At 37.6% G+C, this 21,813-nt stretch carries 15 protein-coding genes; 14 read left to right on the forward strand and 1 reads right to left on the reverse strand.

Annotated elements, in window-relative coordinates; translation table 11 throughout:
* The first annotated feature begins 10 nt into the window (after window positions 1-10).
* The 14 genes from Q1B07_RS09370 (at window position 11) to Q1B07_RS09435 (ending at window position 21,496) form a co-directional block, all read left to right on the forward strand.
* Complete coding sequence (locus tag Q1B07_RS09370; RefSeq protein ID WP_299088962.1) at window positions 11-883, forward strand: carbohydrate ABC transporter permease; 873 nt, start codon at window positions 11-13, stop codon at window positions 881-883.
* Between the two features lie 66 nt (window positions 884-949).
* Window positions 950-2,572 (forward strand): extracellular solute-binding protein, encoded by a 1,623-nt coding sequence (locus Q1B07_RS09375; RefSeq protein ID WP_299088964.1) that lies wholly within the window; start codon window positions 950-952, stop codon window positions 2,570-2,572.
* 79 nt (window positions 2,573-2,651) lie between these two features.
* Window positions 2,652-3,602, forward strand: a complete 951-nt coding sequence (locus tag Q1B07_RS09380) for a TIM barrel protein (protein WP_299088965.1) — start codon at window positions 2,652-2,654, stop codon at window positions 3,600-3,602.
* Window positions 3,603-3,759: 157 nt separating this feature from the next.
* A complete protein-coding gene (locus Q1B07_RS09385; protein WP_299088966.1) occupies window positions 3,760-6,084 on the forward strand; it encodes an AraC family transcriptional regulator in 2,325 nt (774 codons plus the stop codon).
* A gap of 737 nt (window positions 6,085-6,821) precedes the next feature.
* Window positions 6,822-8,345 carry a sodium:alanine symporter family protein gene (locus Q1B07_RS09390; protein ID WP_299088968.1) on the forward strand — a complete coding sequence of 508 codons (1,524 nt, stop codon included), beginning with the start codon at window positions 6,822-6,824 and terminating at the stop codon, window positions 8,343-8,345.
* A 157-nt stretch (window positions 8,346-8,502) separates the two neighbouring features.
* Window positions 8,503-9,834 (forward strand): CoA-disulfide reductase, encoded by a 1,332-nt coding sequence (locus Q1B07_RS09395; protein WP_299088969.1) that lies wholly within the window; start codon window positions 8,503-8,505, stop codon window positions 9,832-9,834.
* A gap of 182 nt (window positions 9,835-10,016) precedes the next feature.
* Window positions 10,017-10,580: an ECF-type riboflavin transporter substrate-binding protein gene (locus tag Q1B07_RS09400; protein ID WP_299088971.1), complete on the forward strand. Its 564-nt coding sequence runs from the start codon at window positions 10,017-10,019 to the stop codon at window positions 10,578-10,580.
* 89 nt (window positions 10,581-10,669) lie between these two features.
* Complete coding sequence (locus Q1B07_RS09405; protein WP_299088972.1) at window positions 10,670-12,382, forward strand: ABC transporter ATP-binding protein; 1,713 nt, start codon at window positions 10,670-10,672, stop codon at window positions 12,380-12,382.
* Window positions 12,372-13,199 carry an energy-coupling factor transporter transmembrane protein EcfT gene (locus Q1B07_RS09410; RefSeq protein WP_299088973.1) on the forward strand — a complete coding sequence of 276 codons (828 nt, stop codon included), beginning with the start codon at window positions 12,372-12,374 and terminating at the stop codon, window positions 13,197-13,199. The genes Q1B07_RS09405 and Q1B07_RS09410 overlap by 11 nt, the downstream gene beginning before the upstream one ends.
* A 463-nt stretch (window positions 13,200-13,662) precedes the next feature.
* Complete coding sequence (locus Q1B07_RS09415; RefSeq protein WP_299088975.1) at window positions 13,663-16,422, forward strand: response regulator; 2,760 nt, start codon at window positions 13,663-13,665, stop codon at window positions 16,420-16,422.
* Between the two features lie 3 nt (window positions 16,423-16,425).
* The gene (locus Q1B07_RS09420; RefSeq protein ID WP_299088990.1) at window positions 16,426-17,283 is read left to right on the forward strand and encodes a protein-glutamate O-methyltransferase CheR; all 858 of its coding nucleotides are present in this window, start codon (window positions 16,426-16,428) and stop codon (window positions 17,281-17,283) included.
* On the forward strand, window positions 17,249-19,273 hold the full coding sequence (locus Q1B07_RS09425; RefSeq protein WP_299088977.1) for a PAS domain S-box protein: 2,025 nt from the start codon (window positions 17,249-17,251) through the stop codon (window positions 19,271-19,273). Before Q1B07_RS09420 ends, Q1B07_RS09425 begins: the two co-directional genes overlap by 35 nt.
* Before the next feature lie 25 nt (window positions 19,274-19,298).
* Complete coding sequence (locus tag Q1B07_RS09430; RefSeq protein ID WP_299088979.1) at window positions 19,299-20,246, forward strand: sugar ABC transporter substrate-binding protein; 948 nt, start codon at window positions 19,299-19,301, stop codon at window positions 20,244-20,246.
* Between the two features lie 134 nt (window positions 20,247-20,380).
* Complete coding sequence (locus Q1B07_RS09435) at window positions 20,381-21,496, forward strand: FAD-dependent oxidoreductase (protein ID WP_299088981.1); 1,116 nt, start codon at window positions 20,381-20,383, stop codon at window positions 21,494-21,496.
* 122 nt (window positions 21,497-21,618) lie between these two features.
* Here Q1B07_RS09435 and Q1B07_RS09440 read toward each other — a convergent pair.
* Window positions 21,619-21,813: hypothetical protein (locus Q1B07_RS09440; RefSeq protein WP_299088983.1), on the reverse strand; the 195-nt coding region annotated here is incomplete at its 5' end.

Here is a 21,813-nt window from a genome sequence, read left to right on the forward strand (position 1 = left end):
GGGAAAGGGAATGAAAGAAACATCATTATCAGGACGAATATTTGATATCTTCAACATCCTATTTATGATTGTGCTTTGTGTCACAACGATTTATCCTTTTTTATACTTAGCAACACTTTCGTTAAGTCCGTCAGATGTCTCATTTAGTCAAATACGAATCTTTCCTGAAAAAATATCCTTTGACAACTTTGAACAGGTCTTGGGTTATGATCAAGTCCTTACAGGGTTTATCAATTCTGTCAAAAGGACTGTCATTGGGACATTTTTAAATGTATTCGTCACCATTGCGGCTGCATATGTACTGGCAAAAAACTACTTCCCGCACAGAAACTTTTGGACGAAATTTATTATCATCACAATGTTTTTTCAGGGTGGTATGATTCCATCTTATTTACTCATTAAAGATCTTGGAATGATGAATTCAATTTGGTCATTAATTTTACCTGTATTGGTTAATCCGTTTCAATTAATTATTGCCCGCAACTTTATGCAGTCGCTTCCTGCAGAGCTGGAAGAAGCAGCTAAAGTAGATGGTGCAAATGATATTTATATTTTATGGAAAATTGTCATTCCGATTTCCATGCCAATCATCGCAACCTTAGGGTTATGGAATGCGGTGTTTCACTGGAATGCTTGGTTTGACAGCCTCATTTATATGACAGATCCAGAAAACTCTGTTCTGCAAATGGTAATGAGAAGAATTGTGTTAGATGGACAAATGGAGGTCATGTCATCTGTTATGCCTGAGGATATGAAAAAGGTCAATACAGAAACAATTAAAGCAGCAACAGTAATGATAACAACAATTCCAATTCTTATTATCTACCCATTCGTTCAGAAGTACTTCGTAAAAGGAATGCTTATCGGTTCTGTTAAAGGATAGAAAGGTAGAACGGAATTGTCATAATAAAAATGTCTTAGCAAGTAAGTAAACAAAGGGGGAGCTTAAATGAAGAAAAAAACCAACATGATCATTCTAACCGTACTATTCGTTTTTTCATTCTTATTATCTGCATGTAACAATTCGAGTGGCGTATCTGGTGATGAATCAAAAGAATCTTCTGGGGAAAAGGTTGCAGCTGAAAAATATGCTCCAAAGGAAGATAAAAAATATGAACTTGATTGGGCGCCATATATCACAGATCCGATTAGCCAAGATGGGAAAATGGTGAAATTTTACGAAGATAAATTTAATGTTGATTTTAATATGTGGAATTTAGACCATCAAAATATACAAGAAGTCCTTAACTTGAAGTTTGCAGCAGGGGAAATTCCCGATTATATAGCAGATGGTGTTGATATTAGCAATCTTCCAAAATTAGTTCAACAAGGTGTTTTATTAGGTTTTGATGAAGAAGTGATTAAAAAATATATGCCTAATGTGTATGAAAAAGCAACAAAGATTGAGCCGAATTGGTTGAACTATGCAAAAGTAGATGGGAAAATCTATGGTCTGCCGGAAATGAGGACTGTCTCAGACTACAGAACAACGATTGTTTGGCGCGGGGATTGGTTGAAAAAAGTAGGAATCACGAAAACTCCTGAGACATTGAAAGAGTTTGAAGAAGCTTTTTATAAATTTGCAAAAGAAGATCCAGATGGGAATGGGAAAAATGACACATATGGATTATCTTTAAGCGGAATTCCAGCTATTTTCGGAGCATTTGGGTATCTGCCAGGTTATGGGCCGCACGATTGGCAAGACTGGTTCTGGCAAGAACGAGACGGAGAACTAGTGAACGGAGCTGTGCAGCCTGAGGTAAAGGAAGCCTTAAAATTGTTAAACAAGTGGTATGAGGACGGAGTGCTTGATCCGGAATTTATCACAGGGGAGAACTTAGGCGGTTATTGGGGAATATCTCATGCCTTTATTAACAGCAAAATTGGCTTTACAGGTCATGCTCAATACTACCACTGGAATAGTCCATTAACAGATAGCCCGACTGACAAAGGCGGGACAAACTACGATGAATTAATAAAGGTAAATCCGGAAGCGGCTAAATCACTTGTTCACGGTCTGCCGCCAATTGGTCCAGAAGGCAAAAGAGCCTTGTATGCACCGAATTTAATTTCTGGAAAAATCATTGCGTTTGGCTCACAGCTTGAAGAAGAGCCGGACAAATTCGGAAAGATTCTGCAAATCCTGGATGAAAACTCAGGGACATCAAAAGAAACCTATCTTGAATCAGTCATGGGAATTAAAGGTGAAATGTGGGAAGAAAAAGGACCAGGAGAACGCGTTGTTACTCCAGAATATGAAAATGTGAAGGATTCCGGTATTGGAAAGTTCTCAAATGAGTTTGCAATTTGGGACACGGAAGAATTAAGAAATGAATTTGCCAAAAAACACAAATATGATGTAGGTGCCATAAGAAATGAGCTATTGACCGCACTCCCTTCAGAATCGAAATACAAAGCGGAGTTATTAAAAATTAGAAATGAAGCCTATATTTCCATTATTACTGGGGATAAACCTGTCAGCTATTTTGATGAATTTGTAAAAAAGTGGGAGCAAATGGGCGGGAAAACCCTAAAAGAGGAAGCAAACGAGTGGTATAAATCAATTAAATAAACCTAGAAGGACAAGAGCTTGAGATGATGTATACTCTCAAGCTTTCTTGCTTCAAAACGTGAAGAGGGAGTGAATAGTAATGAATCATGATAAAGGTGAGTTTTCCTTTTCAACCTGTTGGAATATAAAAAAGCATCAAACAGGTAAGGAAATGATTGAGGAGATCAAAAAGCTGGGTTTTTCCCAAGTTGAACTAAACTATCATGTTACAAAGGAAATGCTGAGTTCAATTAGACCGTTAATTGACCAGGGGGAGATCAGGATATCCAGTGTTCATAATGTTTTTCCTTATAACAATGACAAAGAATTTGATACAGATTCGTTAATGTTGGGATTTGAGGATTCGGAGAAAAGGAAAAAGGCCGTTGATTATCTTATTCAGACTGTTGAATACGGTGTAGAACTAGGGGCAAGGGGAGTGGTGGTTCATCCGGGTGAGGTTCCTTTTTCATCTAATATTGATGCTGAACTGCGAAAAATCTATCATTCTTATGGAAAAGATTCCGAAGAATACAAGGTATTATGGAGGGAAATGATTGAAAAAAGGCAAACAAATGGTGAGGGCTTTATTGAACGGATTCAAAACAGTTTGGAAGAAGCATGTGAATATATTGCGAGAAAGCAGTATAACATAGGGATTGGAATTGAAACTCGTTCTAGATGTTATCAAATTCCTACTTTAGAGGAAGCGAGCCGAATCATTGATCATCTTAAAGAGGCCCCTGTTTATCTTTGGTATGATATTGGCCATGCCATGATGATGGAACGGATGGGACTCTATCATTGTGCTAGTCACCAGGAGCAAATAAAAGGGAAGATTTTAGGTGTACACATCCATGAAACAATCGGATTATCAGACCATTGGTGTCCATATGTGCATAGTAGGGAGCATCAGTATTTTGATCCATTTATTGAAATCATTGATGCTGCACAAATAAAGGTTTATGAATTAAAGGATAAATGTTCGCCCGACGATATTCATCAGTCACATCAACTAGTCGTCAATAAGCTTGATCAATATCGGTCATAACATTTAAAAAGTACTGCGTTATAAAAAGGAGTTATGCAAAAAATAGTCGAAAAGAGTAACTAAATAGAATACGGGAGCGAATTTACAATCGTGCTTCTCCTATTTATAGATTAAGAAGGAAATTCAACTTATGATTTGACAATAGGGGGTGTGTTCATTGAAATGGTATAGCAAGTTTAACACTGTTTTTTATAAATTAATTTTTACTTATATCATTATCATTCTATTTACCATATCTTTTATGGGAATCAGTTCATATGTGTACTTTTCCGCTAATTTTAATAGAGAAATTGAACGTATTAATGACCGAATGCTTGGGTATTTGAGCAATACACTTAACGAAAATATTTTTAAAAAGACAGAAAAAGTTTATTTAGAGCTATTCATTCCACAAATAAAAAATAATGAGCTTTTTTCATTATTTGAGCAATCCCCTGCAGGAAACCACGCAAAAATTCATAGTATTTATACGTATTTGCAAAACGTTGTATCCATGAACCCTGCAATGATTAAATCTGTAGATATTTATTATAAAAATAATAATTTAATGATTTCCTCTTTATCAGGAATGGATTATCCAGCCAGTGAGGATGAATCCATGACATGGGTAAAAGAAATCAAGAATGCTAATAAGAACTTAATTTGGCTGGATTATCAGAATCAAACTGAAAAGACTGATTATGTTACGTTAGTGGGCGGATACCCATTTGGTGAAAACCAGGTGAAAAAGGGATATATGGCGATTCATCTCCATGTCCGTGCATTCTCGAATTTATTATCAAATTCTGCTTCAGAGGACTCAGGGGACATCTTTATTTTTAGTGAAAATGGAATCGTTGCTAAAAGTAAAGATGAAAAAATTAATTTGGATAAGGCATTTATTCAAAAAATAATTAATTCAAATGAGAAAGAACGTAATTTTACCGAAGATCTTAATGGAATTAAATCAATGGTATCCTATAGGACGATTAGTTCTAACGGTTGGAAGCTGGTAAGTATCACACCGGTTGAAAATTTCTATAAAAAATCACATGCTATCCAACAATCATTATTATTGATTGGACTCATTGTTGTTATTTTAGGGATCATGATTTCTCATATCTTTACAAGAAATATGTACAATCCTATTAAAACATTAGTCAATAAGTCAAAAAGTATATTTGGAGATTCGGATGAGATTCAATTTACTGATAAAAATGAGTACAAGGTCATCGATCATCTGATTAATAATTTATCTGTAAAGGTTAGCGGACTTGAGAGCACATTGAGTGAAAACTTACCGATAATTAAAAGCAAGTTAACAATAGATCTTCTAAATGGAAAGGTGAAAAATGAGGAGGAATTAAAAGAACGGCTTCTATTGCTTAATGATCGGATGGAAACCTCAAATTCATATTATACAGCTTTTTCTATAAAAATGAATACCGATTATATGGAACAAATCAGTATCGAAAATAGTCAGTTTATTATTTATAATCTTATTTCCTTATTAGAAGAAAAACTTACTGAAGCTGGCTTGAATGGGGTGGCGGTTGAATCTGCTGAGGAACATCAAATTGACGTGGTCGTTGGTTCGAAGAAAAAGGATTTAACCATACTTTACAATACGATTAATGATGTCTCTTCCTATCTTCATTCCAATTTTATGCTGGACATTGTAGGTGCGATTGGAAAATGGAAGAAGAGCCCACTGTTCTTGCATGAATCGTATAAAGATGTGAAAGTTTTGATGAAATACCATTATTTCTTTCCCGCTAAAGTCATCTTATCTGATGTGCATCTTTTAGAAAGGGAGGGGAATAAAGAAACATTAGATGAAGTGTTAGAAGAATATGTTAAATCTTTGAGAAGCAGAGATCAAAAACAAGTTCGAGGAGCACTTTCAAACGTTATTGCTGCAATAAAACATGGAGATTACTCAGCAGATTATTGCCATCAGGTCTTATATGATTTAGTTTACAATTATTATAAATATGTAAAGGATTTAAAATTGAGTACCCGTGATATTTTGAGTGATAGCGTTTACGAAAGATTTTATCAAGTTTCCAATATTGACATGTTTGAAAAATGGATAAATTCAGTTGTGGAAAAAACCTTTGTCTATATTGAAGATGCTGAGAAAAATAAAGGAAAGGAAGTAATAGAAAAAATAAAGGCGTATATTAGGGGAAATCTGGCGGAAGATTTATCTTTAAATGCTGTTGCCGATTTTGTTCACTTAAGCCCGAGGTATTTAAGCCGAATTTTTAAAAAGCATACAGGTGAAAATTTTGTTGATTATGTAACAGGGGAGCGAATGAAGGTTGCCAAAGACATGGTGATCTTAAGTGAAGATACGATTGAGGAAATAGCGATAAAGGTTGGGTATCATAACCCGGCTTATTTTACGAAAAAGTTTAAAGACACATATGGAGTGACACCTTCTTATTATCGAATCAATTATTCTATTAAGATGAATCATGTAAAAAAGAATACGAATTAACTGATGAAAAAGAAAACTAGAAGGAGAGGAAGTTCATTTGAAGGAGGCTGTTCGTAAGGCGGTACGAAAGATCACGGATCAATTACTGCATTTAAAGGTTTATTAAGTGATATAAAGCCATGAAGGTTGAGCAGCGAAACGTGGAGTAAAAAGCGATATATAATCGATATAAGATGTTTAGGTGGAAAGTTTGTGGGGTGTGACCTGTTCACATTCTACCACCTTTGCATCATGTGATCTGAGCATTCATAATCTATTAGAGATGGATGCTTTTTTGTTTTGAAACGAAAGGTGTAAGGGGTTACATATTGCTGTGAATTTATCGGTCATGAATGGGAATATTCAAAGGGAATAGGATTGAAGGTGATAGATGAACTTAGAATCTATCACCTTTTTTGTTATAAACAAGAAAACCCTAGGCTAGGCCTAGGGTTCCAAAAAGCTTTCAGCGTGGTACAAAAAAAACTCCCCTGTGGTGCTAAAATATTTTTGGTTCGCCAACCAAAATATCAGCATACGGAGGAGTTCATATGTCTAATAAAGACACTAATAGTTTAGCACACACACAACTAAAGTATCATTATTAGTATTTATCGTCAACATTTCCTAGTGACAAAAGGTAAGATAAGTTGAAATGAATTGTTACAGATTGTCTAAAGCAAATAATATTATTCCCTATATAATAAAATCTATATTCAGAATTATCTAATAATATTAACGAAAGGGAGTGATAGTTTATGTTAGAAATAGTCAATTTCTTGAATAGGTATATTTGGAGTAATGCTCTAGTATTCCTATTCTTAGCTGTCGGACTATTTTTTACCGTCCAAACCAGATTCGTACAAGTCAGACGTTTTAAAGACATGGTTACTTTACTATTTGAAAAGAATGATGACAATGCAGGTATTTCTTCCTTCCAAGCATTAGCAATGTCTTTGGGTAGTCGTATCGGAACGGGTAATATCGTTGGTGTAGCTACCGCTATTAGTTTAGGAGGACCAGGAGCAGTCTTTTGGATGTGGATCACAGGATTTTTTGGAAGTGCAACTTCTTTTATCGAGATTACACTAACTCAAATTTATAAAAGTAAATTAGAGGGTGAGTATCGTGGTGGTACACCGTTCTATATTTACAAAGGATTAAATTTAAAATGGTTCTCTGTTATTTCAGCCATTATTTTAACAGTAGTTATCGGTATTTTCTGGCCTACTGTACAAGCTAATACAATCGCATTAACTGTAAAAGATTCTTTTAATATTCCACCTTTGGTTACAGGAACTTTATTAGCCTTATTAATCGCTGTTATTATTTACGATGGTGTTAAGCGTATTGCAACTGTTTCAGAATATTTAGTTCCGTTTATGGCGTTTGGATATGTCGGTATCTGTATCGTATTATTAGCTATCAATGCTTCTGAAATCCCGGCTATGTTTTCATTAATTGTTTCTAGTGCATTTAATTTAAATGCTACATTCGCTGGCCTTTTAGGTACTGCAATTGCTATGGGAGTACAGCGTGGAGTGTTTGCAAGTGCTGCAGGTCTTGGTACTGAGACTTTTGAGTCTGGTGCGACAAGTGTATCGCATCCTGCAAAACAAGGTTTAGTGCAAGCGCTTTCGATTTATATTGACACTTTCTTAATTTGTACTTCAACTGCTTTTATGATTTTAATTACAGGAATGTATAACGTTAATCCTAAAGGCGGGGAGCCTATTGTTAACAACTTACAAGATGCTGGTCCTGAATTATATACTCAATTCGCAATGGGAACTCTAGTTTCACAGACGTTTGGTCAATATTTCATGACTGCTTCATTATTCTTATTTTGTTTTACAACTTTAATTACGTATTTCTACAAAATGGATACAAATATCTCATTTGTTAAAGAAACACTTAATCTTAAACATTCAAGCAAATTTGTTAACCACTTAGCACGCTTCGGTCTTCTCGGAATGGTCATTTTCGGTGCTATTAACTCAGCTCCATTAATCTGGGGGATTACTGACTTAGGTGTTGGACTTCTCGGATGGATTAACGTAATCACAATATTCCTCTTATCTAAAATTGCTGTTAAAGCGCTCAAAGATTACGATGAACAGAAAAAAGCAGGACTCAATCCTATCTTTCGTCCAAGTAAAGTTGGTATTAAAAATGCTGATTTTTGGGAAGAACTTGAAGCAAAAGAGCTTGGTGAAAAAGAAAGCACTGCTGCTTTAACTAAACCAGTTAATAGTAGAAGCCTTAGTTACCCTCAACAATAACATGTTTTCCTGGAGTAACGAAAAAAGCCCATTTTCTCAATTTTAATAAAAAATTGGGCTTTTTCGGTGTTACACGGTAAGAGATTATTAGATTGTGAAGGCATTTTTATGTTTAAAAATACAATTTAAAAGGAAAATAATGAAAGGAGGGATGATGATGAAGTTTGTAATGATCGGCGGAGATGCAGCAGGGATGAGTGCTGCTATGCAAATTGTCCGCAATAGCTCCGGACATGACATAACGGTTTTTGAAAAGGGTGGAATCTATTCATATGGCCAATGTGGCCTCCCTTATGTCATTAGTGGAAAAATTGCATCTACAGATAAATTAATTGCCCGCACACAGGAAACGTTTCGCAATAAATATGGAATCGATGCTCGAATTTTCCATGAGGTAGTGAATGTTGACGTAAAGAGTAAGCAGGTAAGCGGAATCGATCATTCAAGCAGAAAAACGTTTACTATGCCATATGACCGTCTCCTTATTGCAACGGGTGTAAGTCCGGTAATCCCGGATTGGGAGGGTGTGAACCTGCCAGGTATCTTTACGTTAAAAACGATTCCAGACGCAAAGAAAATGATGGATTACCTGAAAAAGGAGATCAAGCATGTGACGGTTATCGGCGGCGGATACATAGGGCTTGAAATGGCAGAAAGCTTTGTCGAATTAGGTAAGAAGGTTACCATCATAGAGCGGAATGAGCAATTAGCAAAGATTTTTGATAAAGAGATGGCAGAGCTTATCCATGAAGAAGCAATCAAGCAAAACATTGATTTAAAATTTGGAGAGTCTGTTGAAGCCTTTAAGGGTCAGGAGCATGTGGAATATGTGAAGACCGATAAAGGTGAGTATGAAACAGACCTTGTCCTCCTGGCAATTGGGGTGAGAACAAATACGGCATTTCTAAAAGATTCCGGCCTTATCACAAGTGTAGATGGTGCGATTCAAGTAAATGCGTATATGCAGACAAGCTTGGAGGATGTCTATGCTGCTGGAGATTGCGCCACTCAGTATCACCGTATTAAAGAAATGGATGATCATATTCCTTTAGGGACTCACGCAAATAAACAAGGGCAAATTGCTGGCTTGAACATGATTAACCATCATAAAACCTTTAAAGGTGTTGTAGGGACATCGATCATTAAATTTTTTAATTTAACATTGGGACGAACAGGGATTTCTGAAGCAGAAGCTAAAAGATTAAACATCCCCTGCCAATCAGTAACCATTCAAGCGACAGATATTGCCGGATACTACCCTGATGATCAAAAAATGACGGTGAAATTAGTGTATCATGAGCATTCATATAAGCTTTTAGGCGGACAAATCATCGGTGGAAATGGTGTGGACAAACGAATTGATGTATTAGCTACAGCATTATTCCATTCGTTGACAACCGATCAATTACTGGATTTAGATTTAGCTTATGCTCCGCCATATAATAGTGTATGGGATCCGATCCAACAAGCAGCTAGAAAGATAAACTAGCTACTTATAACAATAAGATGTAAAAAGCCTTTCTAAAATAGAGAGGCTTTTTGTTTTTCTCCTTTATTCTAGAACCAAATACCTAGCATAAGTCTGTGAAATGTAAAATAAAGTTAAAAAGAATTTATTGTTAAGTTGAATTGTCTAAAGCTAGGAATACGTAAATGAAAAGGAGGATGTTCATGAAGGGAAATAACTTATCAACAAAAACAATCGTTGCAATTGGAATTGGAACAGCAGTGTTTGTCATCTTAGGTCGTTTTGCTTCAATACCATCTGGAATTCCGAACACGTCGATCGAAACGTCGTATGCTTTTCTTGCTTTAATGGCTGTTGTTTTTGGGCCGATTGCCGGGGGACTTATAGGGTTTATTGGGCATGCCTTGAAGGATGCATTATTTTATGGCTCACCATGGTGGAGCTGGGTGATTGTCTCTGCATTGGTTGGTTTCTTAATCGGTTATGCAACACGAAAATCAACGGTTCAGGAGGGTGTTTTTGCAACGAAGCAAATTGTCTCGTTTAACATCATTCAGGCAATTGTACAGGCGATTGGCTGGATCTTGATTGCCCCGATTTTAGATATATTGATATATGCGGAGCCAGTTAACAAGGTCTTCTTACAGGGAGCCGTTGCTGCAGCTGCAAATATTGTTACTGTCGGTGTTTTAGGGACAATTTTAATCACTGCCTATGCAAAAACACGAACGAAATCCGATAGCTTGAAAAAGGAAGAAACATTATAATTTCAAACGGTTTTGATTTCATTAAAGGGACTGACTTTGAAAGGAAGGTCAGTCCCTTTTGATAATAAATGAGTGATAGGGGAAATGGAATGAAAGTGCCAGTGATTGAATTTAAAAACTTTGGTTTTAAATATAAAAGTCAAGCGGAGCCAACACTTATCGATATTAATCTTACAATCTATGAAGGTGAAAAAGTACTAATCGCTGGTCCTTCAGGCTCTGGAAAAAGCACACTTGCTCATTGTATGAACGGACTAGTTCCTTTTTCTTTTAAAGGAGAGATCACTGGAGAGCTGAAGGTAAAGGGAAAAGACACAAAAGAACAGGGGATATTTGCTCTGTCAAAAATAGTAGGGACTGTCCTGCAAGATCCTGACGGGCAATTTATCGGTTTAACAGTTGGGGAGGATATGGCCTTTTCTTTGGAAAATGATTGTGTAAACCAAGAGGAAATGAAGGAAAGGGTTCAAGAAATAGCCAAGATTGTGGAGCTTGATGGCCATTTAAACCATTCTTTGCACGAATTATCAGGCGGACAGCGACAACGGGCTGCCCTTGGCGGAGCCATGGTTGATCAGGTGAAAATTCTTCTATTTGATGAGCCTTTGGCAAATCTCGATCCTGCAACAGGGAAGCATGCAATGGAGCTCATCCATCGTATCCATGAAGAGACAAATGCAACGGTTCTTATTGTTGAACATCGAATCGAGGATGTTCTCGATCAAGAAATGGACCGAATCATCATTATTAATCATGGACGAGTTGTGTGTGATCTGTCTCCAGATGAGCTATTAGCCTCAAATGTATTAGAGGAAAATGATTTACGTGAGCCTCTATATGTAAAAGCATTAAAATATGCTGGTTGCCGAATTACCCCTGATATACGTCCAACTCATATGGATCGCCTTTTAACAAATTCCTGTAAAGAAAAACTTTTATCCTGGTTTGAAGGGGGAATACCACAAAAGTCAAATCTGGAAAAATTCCCAGTCTTAGAGCTTCAGCAAATTCATTTTCAGTATAATGATCATCGTAAAATTTTGGATGATGTTTCATTGACAATTTCAAAAGGTGAAATGGTTAGTATTGTAGGTAAGAATGGTGCGGGAAAGTCTACTCTTTCCAAACTGATTTGCGGCTTTGAAAAACCTAATGCCGGAAGAATCTTAGTAGATGGAAGAGATATTACGCATGACACGCTGAAGGAACGATCGCTTAAAATCGGCATGGTGTTACAGAATCCGAACCAAATGATTTCAAAAGCAATGGTCTATGATGAGGTTGCCCTCGGACTTTGTGTCAGGGGAATTCAGGAAAACGAAATAAAGGAACGTGTTACACATACGCTCAACATATGCGGGCTGCTTCCGTTTCGAAATTGGCCGGTTTCTGCATTAAGCTATGGTCAAAAAAAACGGGTCACGATTGCATCCATTCTTGTGCTGCAGCCGGATATTCTCATATTGGATGAGCCCACAGCAGGTCAAGATTACCGCCATTACACAGAGATCATGGAATTTCTTGTTGAACTAAATAGACTTGGAGTTACCATCTTAATCATTACACATGATATGCACCTTATGCTTGAGTACACAAATCGGGCAATTGTTATCGCAAATGGAAGAGTCATAGCAGATAATCAAGCAACCAAGATTTTGAGCAGCCAGCATATAATGGAACAGGCCAATTTAAAAGAAACATCTTTGTACGAATTAGCCAAAAGAGCAGGTATCGATGAAATAAACGATTTTATACGTCAGTATATATACTACGAAAAGGGGGAAAAACGCTTTGGTCGTTAATATGCTGTCTTATATTGATCGAGATTCACCAGTTCATCAACTAACAGGTGCAACAAAACTGATTTGTTTTCTCTTTTGGTCAACCGCAGCTATGCTTACATATGATACTCGAATTCTCTTATTTTTGCTTTTTAGCAGTATTCTTCTATTTCATCTATCAAAAATCAAATTTAGTGATATTTCCTTTGTTTTGGGCTTCATCCTGTTCTTCCTTTTACTAAATAATATAGCCATTTACATCTTTTCTCCTCAGGAAGGTGTTGGGATTTATGGATCAAAGCATTTATTAGTTGAGCTGCCAAATAGCTATGATCTCACCCTTGAGCAATTATTCTATCAATTTAATGTAACGTTAAAATACATTACAGTCATTCCAGCAGCACTTATCCTCATTTTAACGACAAATCCTAGTGAATTTGCAGCTTCATTAAATAAAATCGGCATAAACTATCGAATTGCGTTTGCTGTAGCGCTAACTCTGCGCTATATCCCAGATCTTCAAAGGGAATTTCGTAATATTGCTCTCTCACAGCAAGCACGCGGACTTGACATGTCGAAAAAAGAAAAGCTTCCAGCTCGAATGAAAAATGCGGTATCCATTATTATGCCGCTCATTTTTTCAAGCTTAGATCGAATTGAAACGATTAGCAATGTTATGGAGCTGAGGGGGTTCGGAAAGAAGGAAAAACGAACATGGTATCGTGAACGCCGCTTTCACAAAAACGACTATGTCGCATTCTGTCTAATTGCAGCTATTTCGGTCATTACCCTTATGATTACCTTCTTTGATGGGAATCGTTTTTATAATCCTTTTTGATGAGATGTTTATATTGTTATTGGAAATTAATTACAAGTAGTGACCCCTTTTGATTTTCTGAAAGGATGAATAATCAGCAAATCGAATTGTATAAGGTATTAAAAAATAATACTTGCTTCGTAATTAAGAAGGGTATAAAAGGGTTCATAATGTATTGGTTTAAGGTGAAGCAAATTACATACTTAGTTCTTTTTTGCTAAATCCTCGCATTTTAATATATTGATATAATTTGTTAGAGTAGGCTAACTGTCTTTTTATGCAGAAAAAAGTTTCGTTTTACTCTCTGAAGATTGAAATAATGGGTAGACGATAAACAACGATTTAAAGTATCATTATAAGCAAAATATGTCATTTTAAGAGATTAACGGAAAAGATTTACTAGTAAAAGTGTAATTTCCAGAATATTAAAATTTTACAAACGATTCATTAAAGGATAAAGAAAAACATTATTCGCGGAGGCCAAATGAAATTTAGAACAAAGCTTTACTTGAGCATAGGATCCTTATTGCTATTAATTTCAATTATCGTTGTTATTTTAATGAATATGCTTGAACAATCAACAGTCAATATGCATGTTGTAGTAAATGAATTGTATCAAAGAATTAATATGGCATCAGATATTAAGTATGAGACTGCCAATATTGGAAGAGAGTTAAGAGAAATCACAACTCAACAATCAAGTGACAATCGACAAGCAGCGACAAATGCTTGGGAGCAATCTCATATCAATATGCAGCTTGCATTAGAATCCCTTGAAAAAAAGGATACGCAAGAAGAGTCTCAAGAGTTGATTGCAAAATTTAAAACCTTGCATAGGTCCTACCAAAACTTGGCGCAGCAAGTCATGACGGCAAAGAACATTGATCAAAATGTTGAAATCCAGCCTGCCCTGTGGAATGAAGCAGAGCTTACGAGACAAAGAATGCTGCAAATTGCAGAGCTTCTCCATGGGTTGCAGGAGCAAGAGATGAAAAATGAGCTATTAAGATCAAGAGAGACCTATAATTGGGCTGTCACAGTGATTTATATTTATTTGGCTATTGGCTTAACCATTGGCATTAGCTACACAATCTATATGATTAGGCGTATGACGAAGAACCTTAACAATGTGACCACTGTCATGAAACGTGTAACAACAAGTGATTTTGAAAGGCTGCCCCGAATTGAGGTTTCTTATAAAGATGAGATTGGTGAAATTGCCTTAGCCTTTAATAAAATGGCCAAAGCGTTAGAGGAGCATAGCAAGCTTGAGAAAAGGCTAATTGAAGAAGCAGAGGAACATAGCTGGCTCAAGACGAAGATTGCCGAAATATCCACGATGTATCCAGAGGTTGAAACGATTCAGATGTTGGCTGAGCAGTTATTAGCGAAGCTTGTGCCAATGGTTGGTGCGAGCTATGGTGCATTCTATGTCAAGGAGATTGAAGACTGTCATCCATATTTAAAAAGGACTGCAGCTTATGCACTGTCACATGAAAATAAAAGATTTGAGCGATTTGGCTTTGGCGAGGGGCTTGTTGGGCAATGTGCGGTTGAAAAACGGCCGATCCTGCTTAATGAGGTACCAGATCAATACATAAAAGTTCATTCAGGCATTGGAGAAGGCTCACCGAAAAACATCATGATCCTGCCAGTTCAATTTGAAGGCGATGTCCTTGCGGTGATCGAAATTGCCTCGTTTGAGTCATTTAGTCCATCACAGGTAAAGCTGCTTGAAGAAGTAAACAGCCATATCGGCATTACGCTCAATAGTATTTCAAACCGAATGAGGGTTGAAAGGCTGTTACAGGAATCACAAGCTTTAACCGAAGAACTGCAGGCTCAATCTGAAGAATTACAATTACAGCAAGAGGAATTAAGGACAACGAATGAAAAGCTTGAAGAGCAATATGAAGCATCCGAACAAAAGAAAAAAGAGATTGAAAAGGTTCGCGAGGCGCTTGAGGAGAAGGCACAGCAGCTGGAGTTAAGCTCGCAATATAAATCCGAGTTTTTGGCGAATATGTCTCATGAGCTGCGAACACCGTTAAATAGCTTACTAATCCTGGCGCAAATTCTTTCAGAAAACGGAGAGGGAAATCTTACACCTAAGCAAGAAGAGTATATTCGGACCATCTATACGTCAGGAAATGATTTACTGCATTTGATTAATGATATTTTAGATCTTGCCAAAGTAGAATCAGGTAAATTGGAGGTTGTGCCTAAGGAAGTAGAACTCAAGCAGATCAGCGACTGTATTTTAAGCCAATTTTCCCCGATTGCTAAACAGAAGCAGGTTAAGTTTTCTATTGAACTAGGAGAAGATGTGCCAGACCGTTTTTATACAGATGAACAAAGGCTCCAGCAAATATTAAAAAATCTTCTTTCAAATGCATTTAAGTTTACCGAAATCGGCAGTGTGTCCTTAGTTGTTCATAAGGTTAGGAATAAAACAGTGGATAAAAAGCTCCATGCAGGTGATAGACAAACGATGTCTATGCTGGCCTTCTCTGTTATTGATACGGGGATTGGCATCGCCAAGGATAAACAAGAAACGATTTTTGATGCGTTTAAACAAGCGGATGGAACGACAAGCCGTCAATATGGCGGTACTGGACTAGGTCTTTCGATCAGCAGAGAAATTGCACAGCTCTTGGGCGGATTTATTGAGGTCAGAAGTGAGAAAGGCGAAGGAAGCACCTTTACATTATTCTTGCCGCACTTTGAACAGAACGCCAAGAGCGAAGAAACTTCTGCTTTTGAAGAAGCAGCAGTTAGTCTAGAAGTGGATCAGTATCAATTAGACGAGGATAACCTGACAAGGAAAGAAGATAATTTGAAGCAGCGTGGGAAATCATTGCTTAAGGATAAGAAAATCTTGATTGTCGATGACGATATTCGCAATGTGTATGCCTTAACGATTGCACTTGAACAATATGAAATGGATATTATTATCGCGGAAAATGGCCGTGAAGGTATTGAAATGCTGCAAAATAATCCAGATACCGATTTGGTTTTAATGGATATAATGATGCCGGAGATTGATGGATTTGAAGCCATGCGCAGAATCCGTAAAAAACCTGAATTTAGCACGATTCCGATCATTGCTCTTACTGCAAAGGCCATGAAGCACAGCCGTGAAGAATGCTTAAATGCTGGAGCAACAGATTATATTAGCAAGCCAATAAATTTGGATCAGTTATTCTCCCTTATGCAGGTCTGGCTTTATAGGAAGGAGGGCTAGGATATTACAAACCTATTTCCAATTAACTCTAGCAAAACCGATCTAGATGATATCGAAAAAATTGAAATAGAGTTACTATTAGAAGCGGTATTTCGCTATTATGGGTACGATTTTCGAAATTATGCAGCTCCATTCATTCAAAGGAGAATTTGTCATCGAGTGAGTAAAGAGAATCTTTCAAGTATATCAGCCCTTCAGGAAAAGGTTTTGCGGGACCATAATGCCATGGAGAGGCTGATATCGGACTTTTCGATCAATGTGACGGAAATGTTCCGTGATCCTGAATTCTTTTTGGCGATTCGAAAAAAGGTGATTCCGATTGTTAAGGATTTTCCTGAGATTCGCATTTGGCATGTCGGCTGTTCATCCGGTGAAGAAGTTTACTCGATGGCGATTCTTTTACATGAAGAGGGACTGTATGAAAAAGCGAGAATCTTTGCTACAGATATAAATGCTGACATTTTAGAAAAGGCAAAAAAGGGCACGTTTCCGTTAGATGGAATGCAGCGCTACACGAAAAACTATTTTGAAGCAGGAGGGAAAAGAGCCTTTTCAGAGTATTACAAGGCAGTGGACGACCAGGTGTTTTTCCATTCTTTTCTGCAAAAAAACGTCGTGTTTGCCCAGCATAATTTAGTAACAGATCATTCCTTTAACGAATTTGACATCATCATATGTCGAAATGTCTTAATCTATTTTAATAAGAGTCTTCAAAATAAAGTTCATAAGCTATTGTACGATAGCCTAAGCTTATCTGGTTTTCTTGGACTAGGTAAAAGAGAGGGGATAAAGTTTACAAGCTATGAAAACTGTTACGGAGAATTTGATGCACCAGAAAAAATCTATCGAAAAATTAAATAGTTTACCTGCAAAAAAGGTTAATATTTTAATGGTGGATGACCATCCTGAAAATCTTCTCGCATTGGAAGCCGTCCTAATATCTCCAAACTATAACCTGGTCAGTGCAAATTCAGGAAAAGAAGCGTTGAAATGTATGCTTAAGTATGATTTTGCTGTTATTTTGCTCGACGTACAAATGCCCGGATTAAACGGCTTTGAAACAGCAAAGCTTATTAAGGCAAGGGAAAAAACAAGACATATCCCGATTATTTTTATAACGGCCATCAGTCAAGATATCGAGCATGTTCAACAAGGGTATTCAGTGGGAGCGATTGATTATATATTTAAACCCTTTCATCCGGAAACTCTTAAACAAAAAATAGAACAATTCGTTAAAATCCATCAAAAGCACGAAGAAACGATTATTCAAACGGATCAAGAGCGTACTGACGAATTAATCAAAGTAAATAAAAAGCTTGACCGGACTACATTAAATTTACGTCGTACTGAGGCGTTAGCAAAGGTGATTGGCGAAACCATCAGCGATACGATTGTCACATTTGATGAACAAGGATTTATCATCTCGGTGAACCCGGCTGTAAAAGGGATGCTTGGCTATGAAGCTGACGAGTTGATTGGAAAACATGTTGTCATGCTGTTTCTCAAGGTCAGAAGTGATCAAGAAAATGAATCTACATTTTCAATCTTTTCTTCCATCAAACAGGCTGCAGGTAATATTATTGAGTCCTATGTATTGCGGAAGGACGGAAGCTATTTTCCTGCAGATATTCAAATTGGCGAAGCAACAGTGGAAGATCAACAGATTTTTGTTTGCACAATACGAGATGTGACAGAACGAAAGCAAATCGAGGAAGTAAAAAAGCAAAGGCTTCATGATATGGAGCATATTGTGGAGGAACGAACATTAGAGCTTTTGAAGGCAAATGAAAAGCTGCAAAAAGAGATTGAAGAACGAAACCATTCACAAGAAAGATTCAAAAAGATCTTTGAATCAAGTCCTTGTTTAATGGCGATTTTTTCACTGAAACAGGAAGTTTTCATTGATGTAAATGCCAGTTGGGTAAATTTCACTGGTTATCGTTATGAGGAATTAGTCAATAAAAAGATTGATATCGAAAAGTTTGTGGATGAGACGGATGAAATGATTGATCTTGAACAAGTCATTCGCAACAAAAAAATCAACTACAAATCAAAGCGAGGGGAGATTCGTGCTGGGCTGTTGTCTACGGAAATGATTGACATCCACCATGAACGCTGTGCGCTAATTGTATTAACGGATATTACCGAAAGGGTTCACTTGGAAAAGGAGATGTACCGATTAGATCGTTTGAATTTAATTGGTGAAATGGCCGCAGGAATTGCCCATGAAATACGAAACCCGATGACAACGGTTCACGGATTTTTACAAGTAACAAGGAATGATAGCAGCAAATTACCTGAAGAGATCGTGGATTTGATGCTGGAAGAATTAAATCGAGCAAATTCGATCATAACAGAATTTCTCAATTTGGCAAAAAACAAAGTCAGTGTCAAGAAGAAGCAAAACCTCAATAAGATAATTGAAGCATTATCACCGCTTATTCAAGCAGAAGCTTTGAGGGCAAGTAAGCATATCTTTCTTGATTTAGGTGAATGTTATGAGATTTTTTTAGATCAAAAGGAAATTCGCCAGCTTATCTTAAATACTGCCTTAAATGGGCTTGATGCGATGTCAGCAGGCGGAAAGCTTACAATAAAAACGTTTACAGAAAATCAGTCTGTCATTTTGCAAATTAAGGACGAAGGTACAGGCATTAGCCCTGAGATCATGGATAAAATTGGAACGCCTTTCTTTACAACAAAGGAGACAGGAACAGGGCTGGGGTTAGCGATATGCTACAGTGTGGCTGAACGTCATGATGCTGAAATTGATATTGAAACAGGAAACCAAGGGACCGTTTTCTCTGTTCGTTTTAATCAATCCGGTGATAGGTCGGGTATTTCTTCGTGAGACTTTACAGAGAGGGGAGGATGTAATGGTTAAAAATCGCAAATTACTTTTTCTGGTTACGATACTTTTTTCTGCTATTATTATTGGGTTTATAACAAAATCATTTGCTGATGAAAAGCCAAAAGTCGTTGTTGTTTTTAAGGATTTAAACTCCGAGTATTGGGAAATTCTGAAAGCGGGTACGGAAAAGGGGTTTAAGGACTTTGGTGTAGATGGAAAAATAATGGCGCCGTTGGAGGGAACAATTAAAGAACAGGTCGCCATATTGGAAACAGTTCTTAATGAAAAGCCGGATGTATTAGTTGTTTCCCCGATTGTTCCGGCAGAAATTATCCCTACTTTGGAGAAGTTTGTAAATGCTGATATTCCTGTCATGCTGTTAGATACCGATGATCCGTGGCCGCAAAAAACAGCCTATATTGGAACAGATAACTTTGATTTAGGGAAAAAGGCAGGAGAATTATTAGCATCCCAGCTTCAGCCGGGAGATCATGCAGCTCTGATTGGCGGAGATATGAGCAGTCCTGTTTCTGGTGACAGATTAAGAGGTGCCAAAAAGAGTTTAGAAGCGGCAGGGATTCAAATTGTTGCACAAATGACAGAATTAAATGGCTCAACGCAAAATCGAAACGCAATGGAAAAGATTTTAAAGGATCATCCGACTGTTGAAGGTGTGATTGCTTCAAATGACACAACAGCATTGGATGCATTAAAGGTTATAAAGGAGCATGGACGTAAAATTCCGGTTACAGGTGCAGATGGAATTACCGAAATGCTTGAGTTAATTGTAGAGGGTACAATTCCTGGTTCAGTGGCACAAAATCCTTATGATATGGGGTACTTAAGCGTTGGTGCGGCAGTGAACGTGTCAAAGGGTGAAAAAGTTGAAAAAAACATCGATAGTGGTGTTGATATTCTCATCAAAGAGAATGCAGAGGAAAGACGGGAGTTTTTAAATAAAATATTAAAATAGGTTAAGAATTTGATAAACAAGATTCGTTTTCCTTGCTTGGTTGCAGGGATTTTATTTTGTCAATGAAAATTGAGTACGATTTAAAACTTTTATATAATGAAGCGGTGAGACATTAAACGGAAAAGGTGTTATAGATGAAAATAATAGTCGTTGGCGCTGGCATTCTTGGCGCATCCACCGCATATCACCTTGCTTTATCAGGGGCCGAGGTTACATTAGTCGATCGTTTTGACAAGGGACAAGCGACAGATGCAGCAGCCGGGATTGTTTGCCCGTGGTTAACACAGCGCCGCAACAAAGCATGGTACAAGCTGGTCAAGGGTGGAGCAAGATACTATCCTGAATTGATTACACAATTAGAAGCAGATGGTGAAACAGAAACGGGCTATAAGCGAGTAGGAGCCATAAGTTTACATACAGATGCAGAGAAGCTGGAAAAAATGGCAGAGCGTGCGCGAAAGAGACGGGAAGATGCGCCTGAAATTGGTGAAATTACCATTTTGTCACCCGCTGAAACAAGAGAGATGTTTCCTCCGATTGCAGAGGAATATGGTTCTGTTTTTGTGAGCGGAGGTGCACGGGTAAATGGCAGGGCTCTTCGGGATGCTCTCATTAATGGTGCAATCAAGCATGGTGCCATTGTTATAAAAGGGGATGCAAGCCTGATCCATCAACAGGACCGGGTTCTCGGGATTGCGATTGAGGACGAAATCTTAGAAGCAGATAAGGTGATTGTGACTGGTGGTGTTTGGTCTAGAGATCTTCTTCAATCGATCGGGATTGATTTTTTAGTAACTCCACAAAAGGCGCAAATCGTCCACCTCGAAATGCCTGATACGGACACAAGCAGCTGGCCGGTTGTGATGCCGCCAAATAACCAGTATATTCTTGCATTTGAAGCTGGGCGAATAGTGGTGGGTGCAACACATGAGGATGAGGCCGGCATGGATTGCCGAGTAACAGCAGGAGGTTTGAACGAAATATTTCAAAAGGCATTAACGGTAGCCCCAGGTTTAGCCGAAAGTACGATGCTTGAAACAAGAGTAGGGTTTAGACCGTTCACACCAGGTTTTTTACCTGTTATTGGGGAGCTCCCAGGTGTCAAAGGAGTTTTGCTTGCAAACGGTTTAGGCGCATCAGGTTTGACGAGCGGACCATATCTTGGTGCAGAACTGGCCAAACTGGCGATGGGGAAACAATTGGAGCTAGATTTATCCCTCTATGATATCAAGGGAGCGATTGGTGAATAGGCCGGGCGGTAACTTGCCTGGCCTTCATCCTATTTAATGAAACGAATAAATTAACCAGTAGAAGAATAGGTGGAATAAAATAAAGCAGCTAACCGCTGCTTTATTTTAACCGTTCAAATCCATTATAAAGTTAACACCATAATCTTAATCGTAAAAATCCCTAACTGATAAAGAAAATATAAACCGAAAGCAACAAATGTAAAAAACACTAAAAAAGTAGCAGGCAGCACATTTTTCATTTTTATACCCATTCCTTTCGCTTCGCTCAAGGCACAAAACGTAATGAAATAAGTTTTGTACCTCGAGCGTCTATTTAT

Origin of the sequence: uncultured Metabacillus sp., assembly GCF_947503125.1 — a bacterium.
GTDB lineage: Bacteria > Bacillota > Bacilli > Bacillales > Bacillaceae > Metabacillus.

What these genes read in the sequence shown, in the direction of transcription:
- Q1B07_RS09400 (WP_299088971.1), top strand. Translation starts at nt 10,017, where the DNA reads ATGAAGGGAAATAACTTATCAACAAAAACAATCGTTGCAATTGGAATT.
- Q1B07_RS09395 (WP_299088969.1), top strand. Translation starts at nt 8,503, where the DNA reads ATGAAGTTTGTAATGATCGGCGGAGATGCAGCAGGGATGAGTGCTGCT.
- Q1B07_RS09380 (WP_299088965.1), top strand. Translation starts at nt 2,652, where the DNA reads ATGAATCATGATAAAGGTGAGTTTTCCTTTTCAACCTGTTGGAATATA.
- Q1B07_RS09435 (WP_299088981.1), top strand. Translation starts at nt 20,381, where the DNA reads ATGAAAATAATAGTCGTTGGCGCTGGCATTCTTGGCGCATCCACCGCA.
- Q1B07_RS09430 (WP_299088979.1), top strand. Translation starts at nt 19,299, where the DNA reads ATGGTTAAAAATCGCAAATTACTTTTTCTGGTTACGATACTTTTTTCT.
- Q1B07_RS09390 (WP_299088968.1), top strand. Translation starts at nt 6,822, where the DNA reads ATGTTAGAAATAGTCAATTTCTTGAATAGGTATATTTGGAGTAATGCT.
- Q1B07_RS09415 (WP_299088975.1), top strand. Translation starts at nt 13,663, where the DNA reads ATGAAATTTAGAACAAAGCTTTACTTGAGCATAGGATCCTTATTGCTA.
- Q1B07_RS09370 (WP_299088962.1), top strand. Translation starts at nt 11, where the DNA reads ATGAAAGAAACATCATTATCAGGACGAATATTTGATATCTTCAACATC.
- Q1B07_RS09405 (WP_299088972.1), top strand. Translation starts at nt 10,670, where the DNA reads ATGAAAGTGCCAGTGATTGAATTTAAAAACTTTGGTTTTAAATATAAA.
- Q1B07_RS09425 (WP_299088977.1), top strand. Translation starts at nt 17,249, where the DNA reads ATGCACCAGAAAAAATCTATCGAAAAATTAAATAGTTTACCTGCAAAA.
- Q1B07_RS09375 (WP_299088964.1), top strand. Translation starts at nt 950, where the DNA reads ATGAAGAAAAAAACCAACATGATCATTCTAACCGTACTATTCGTTTTT.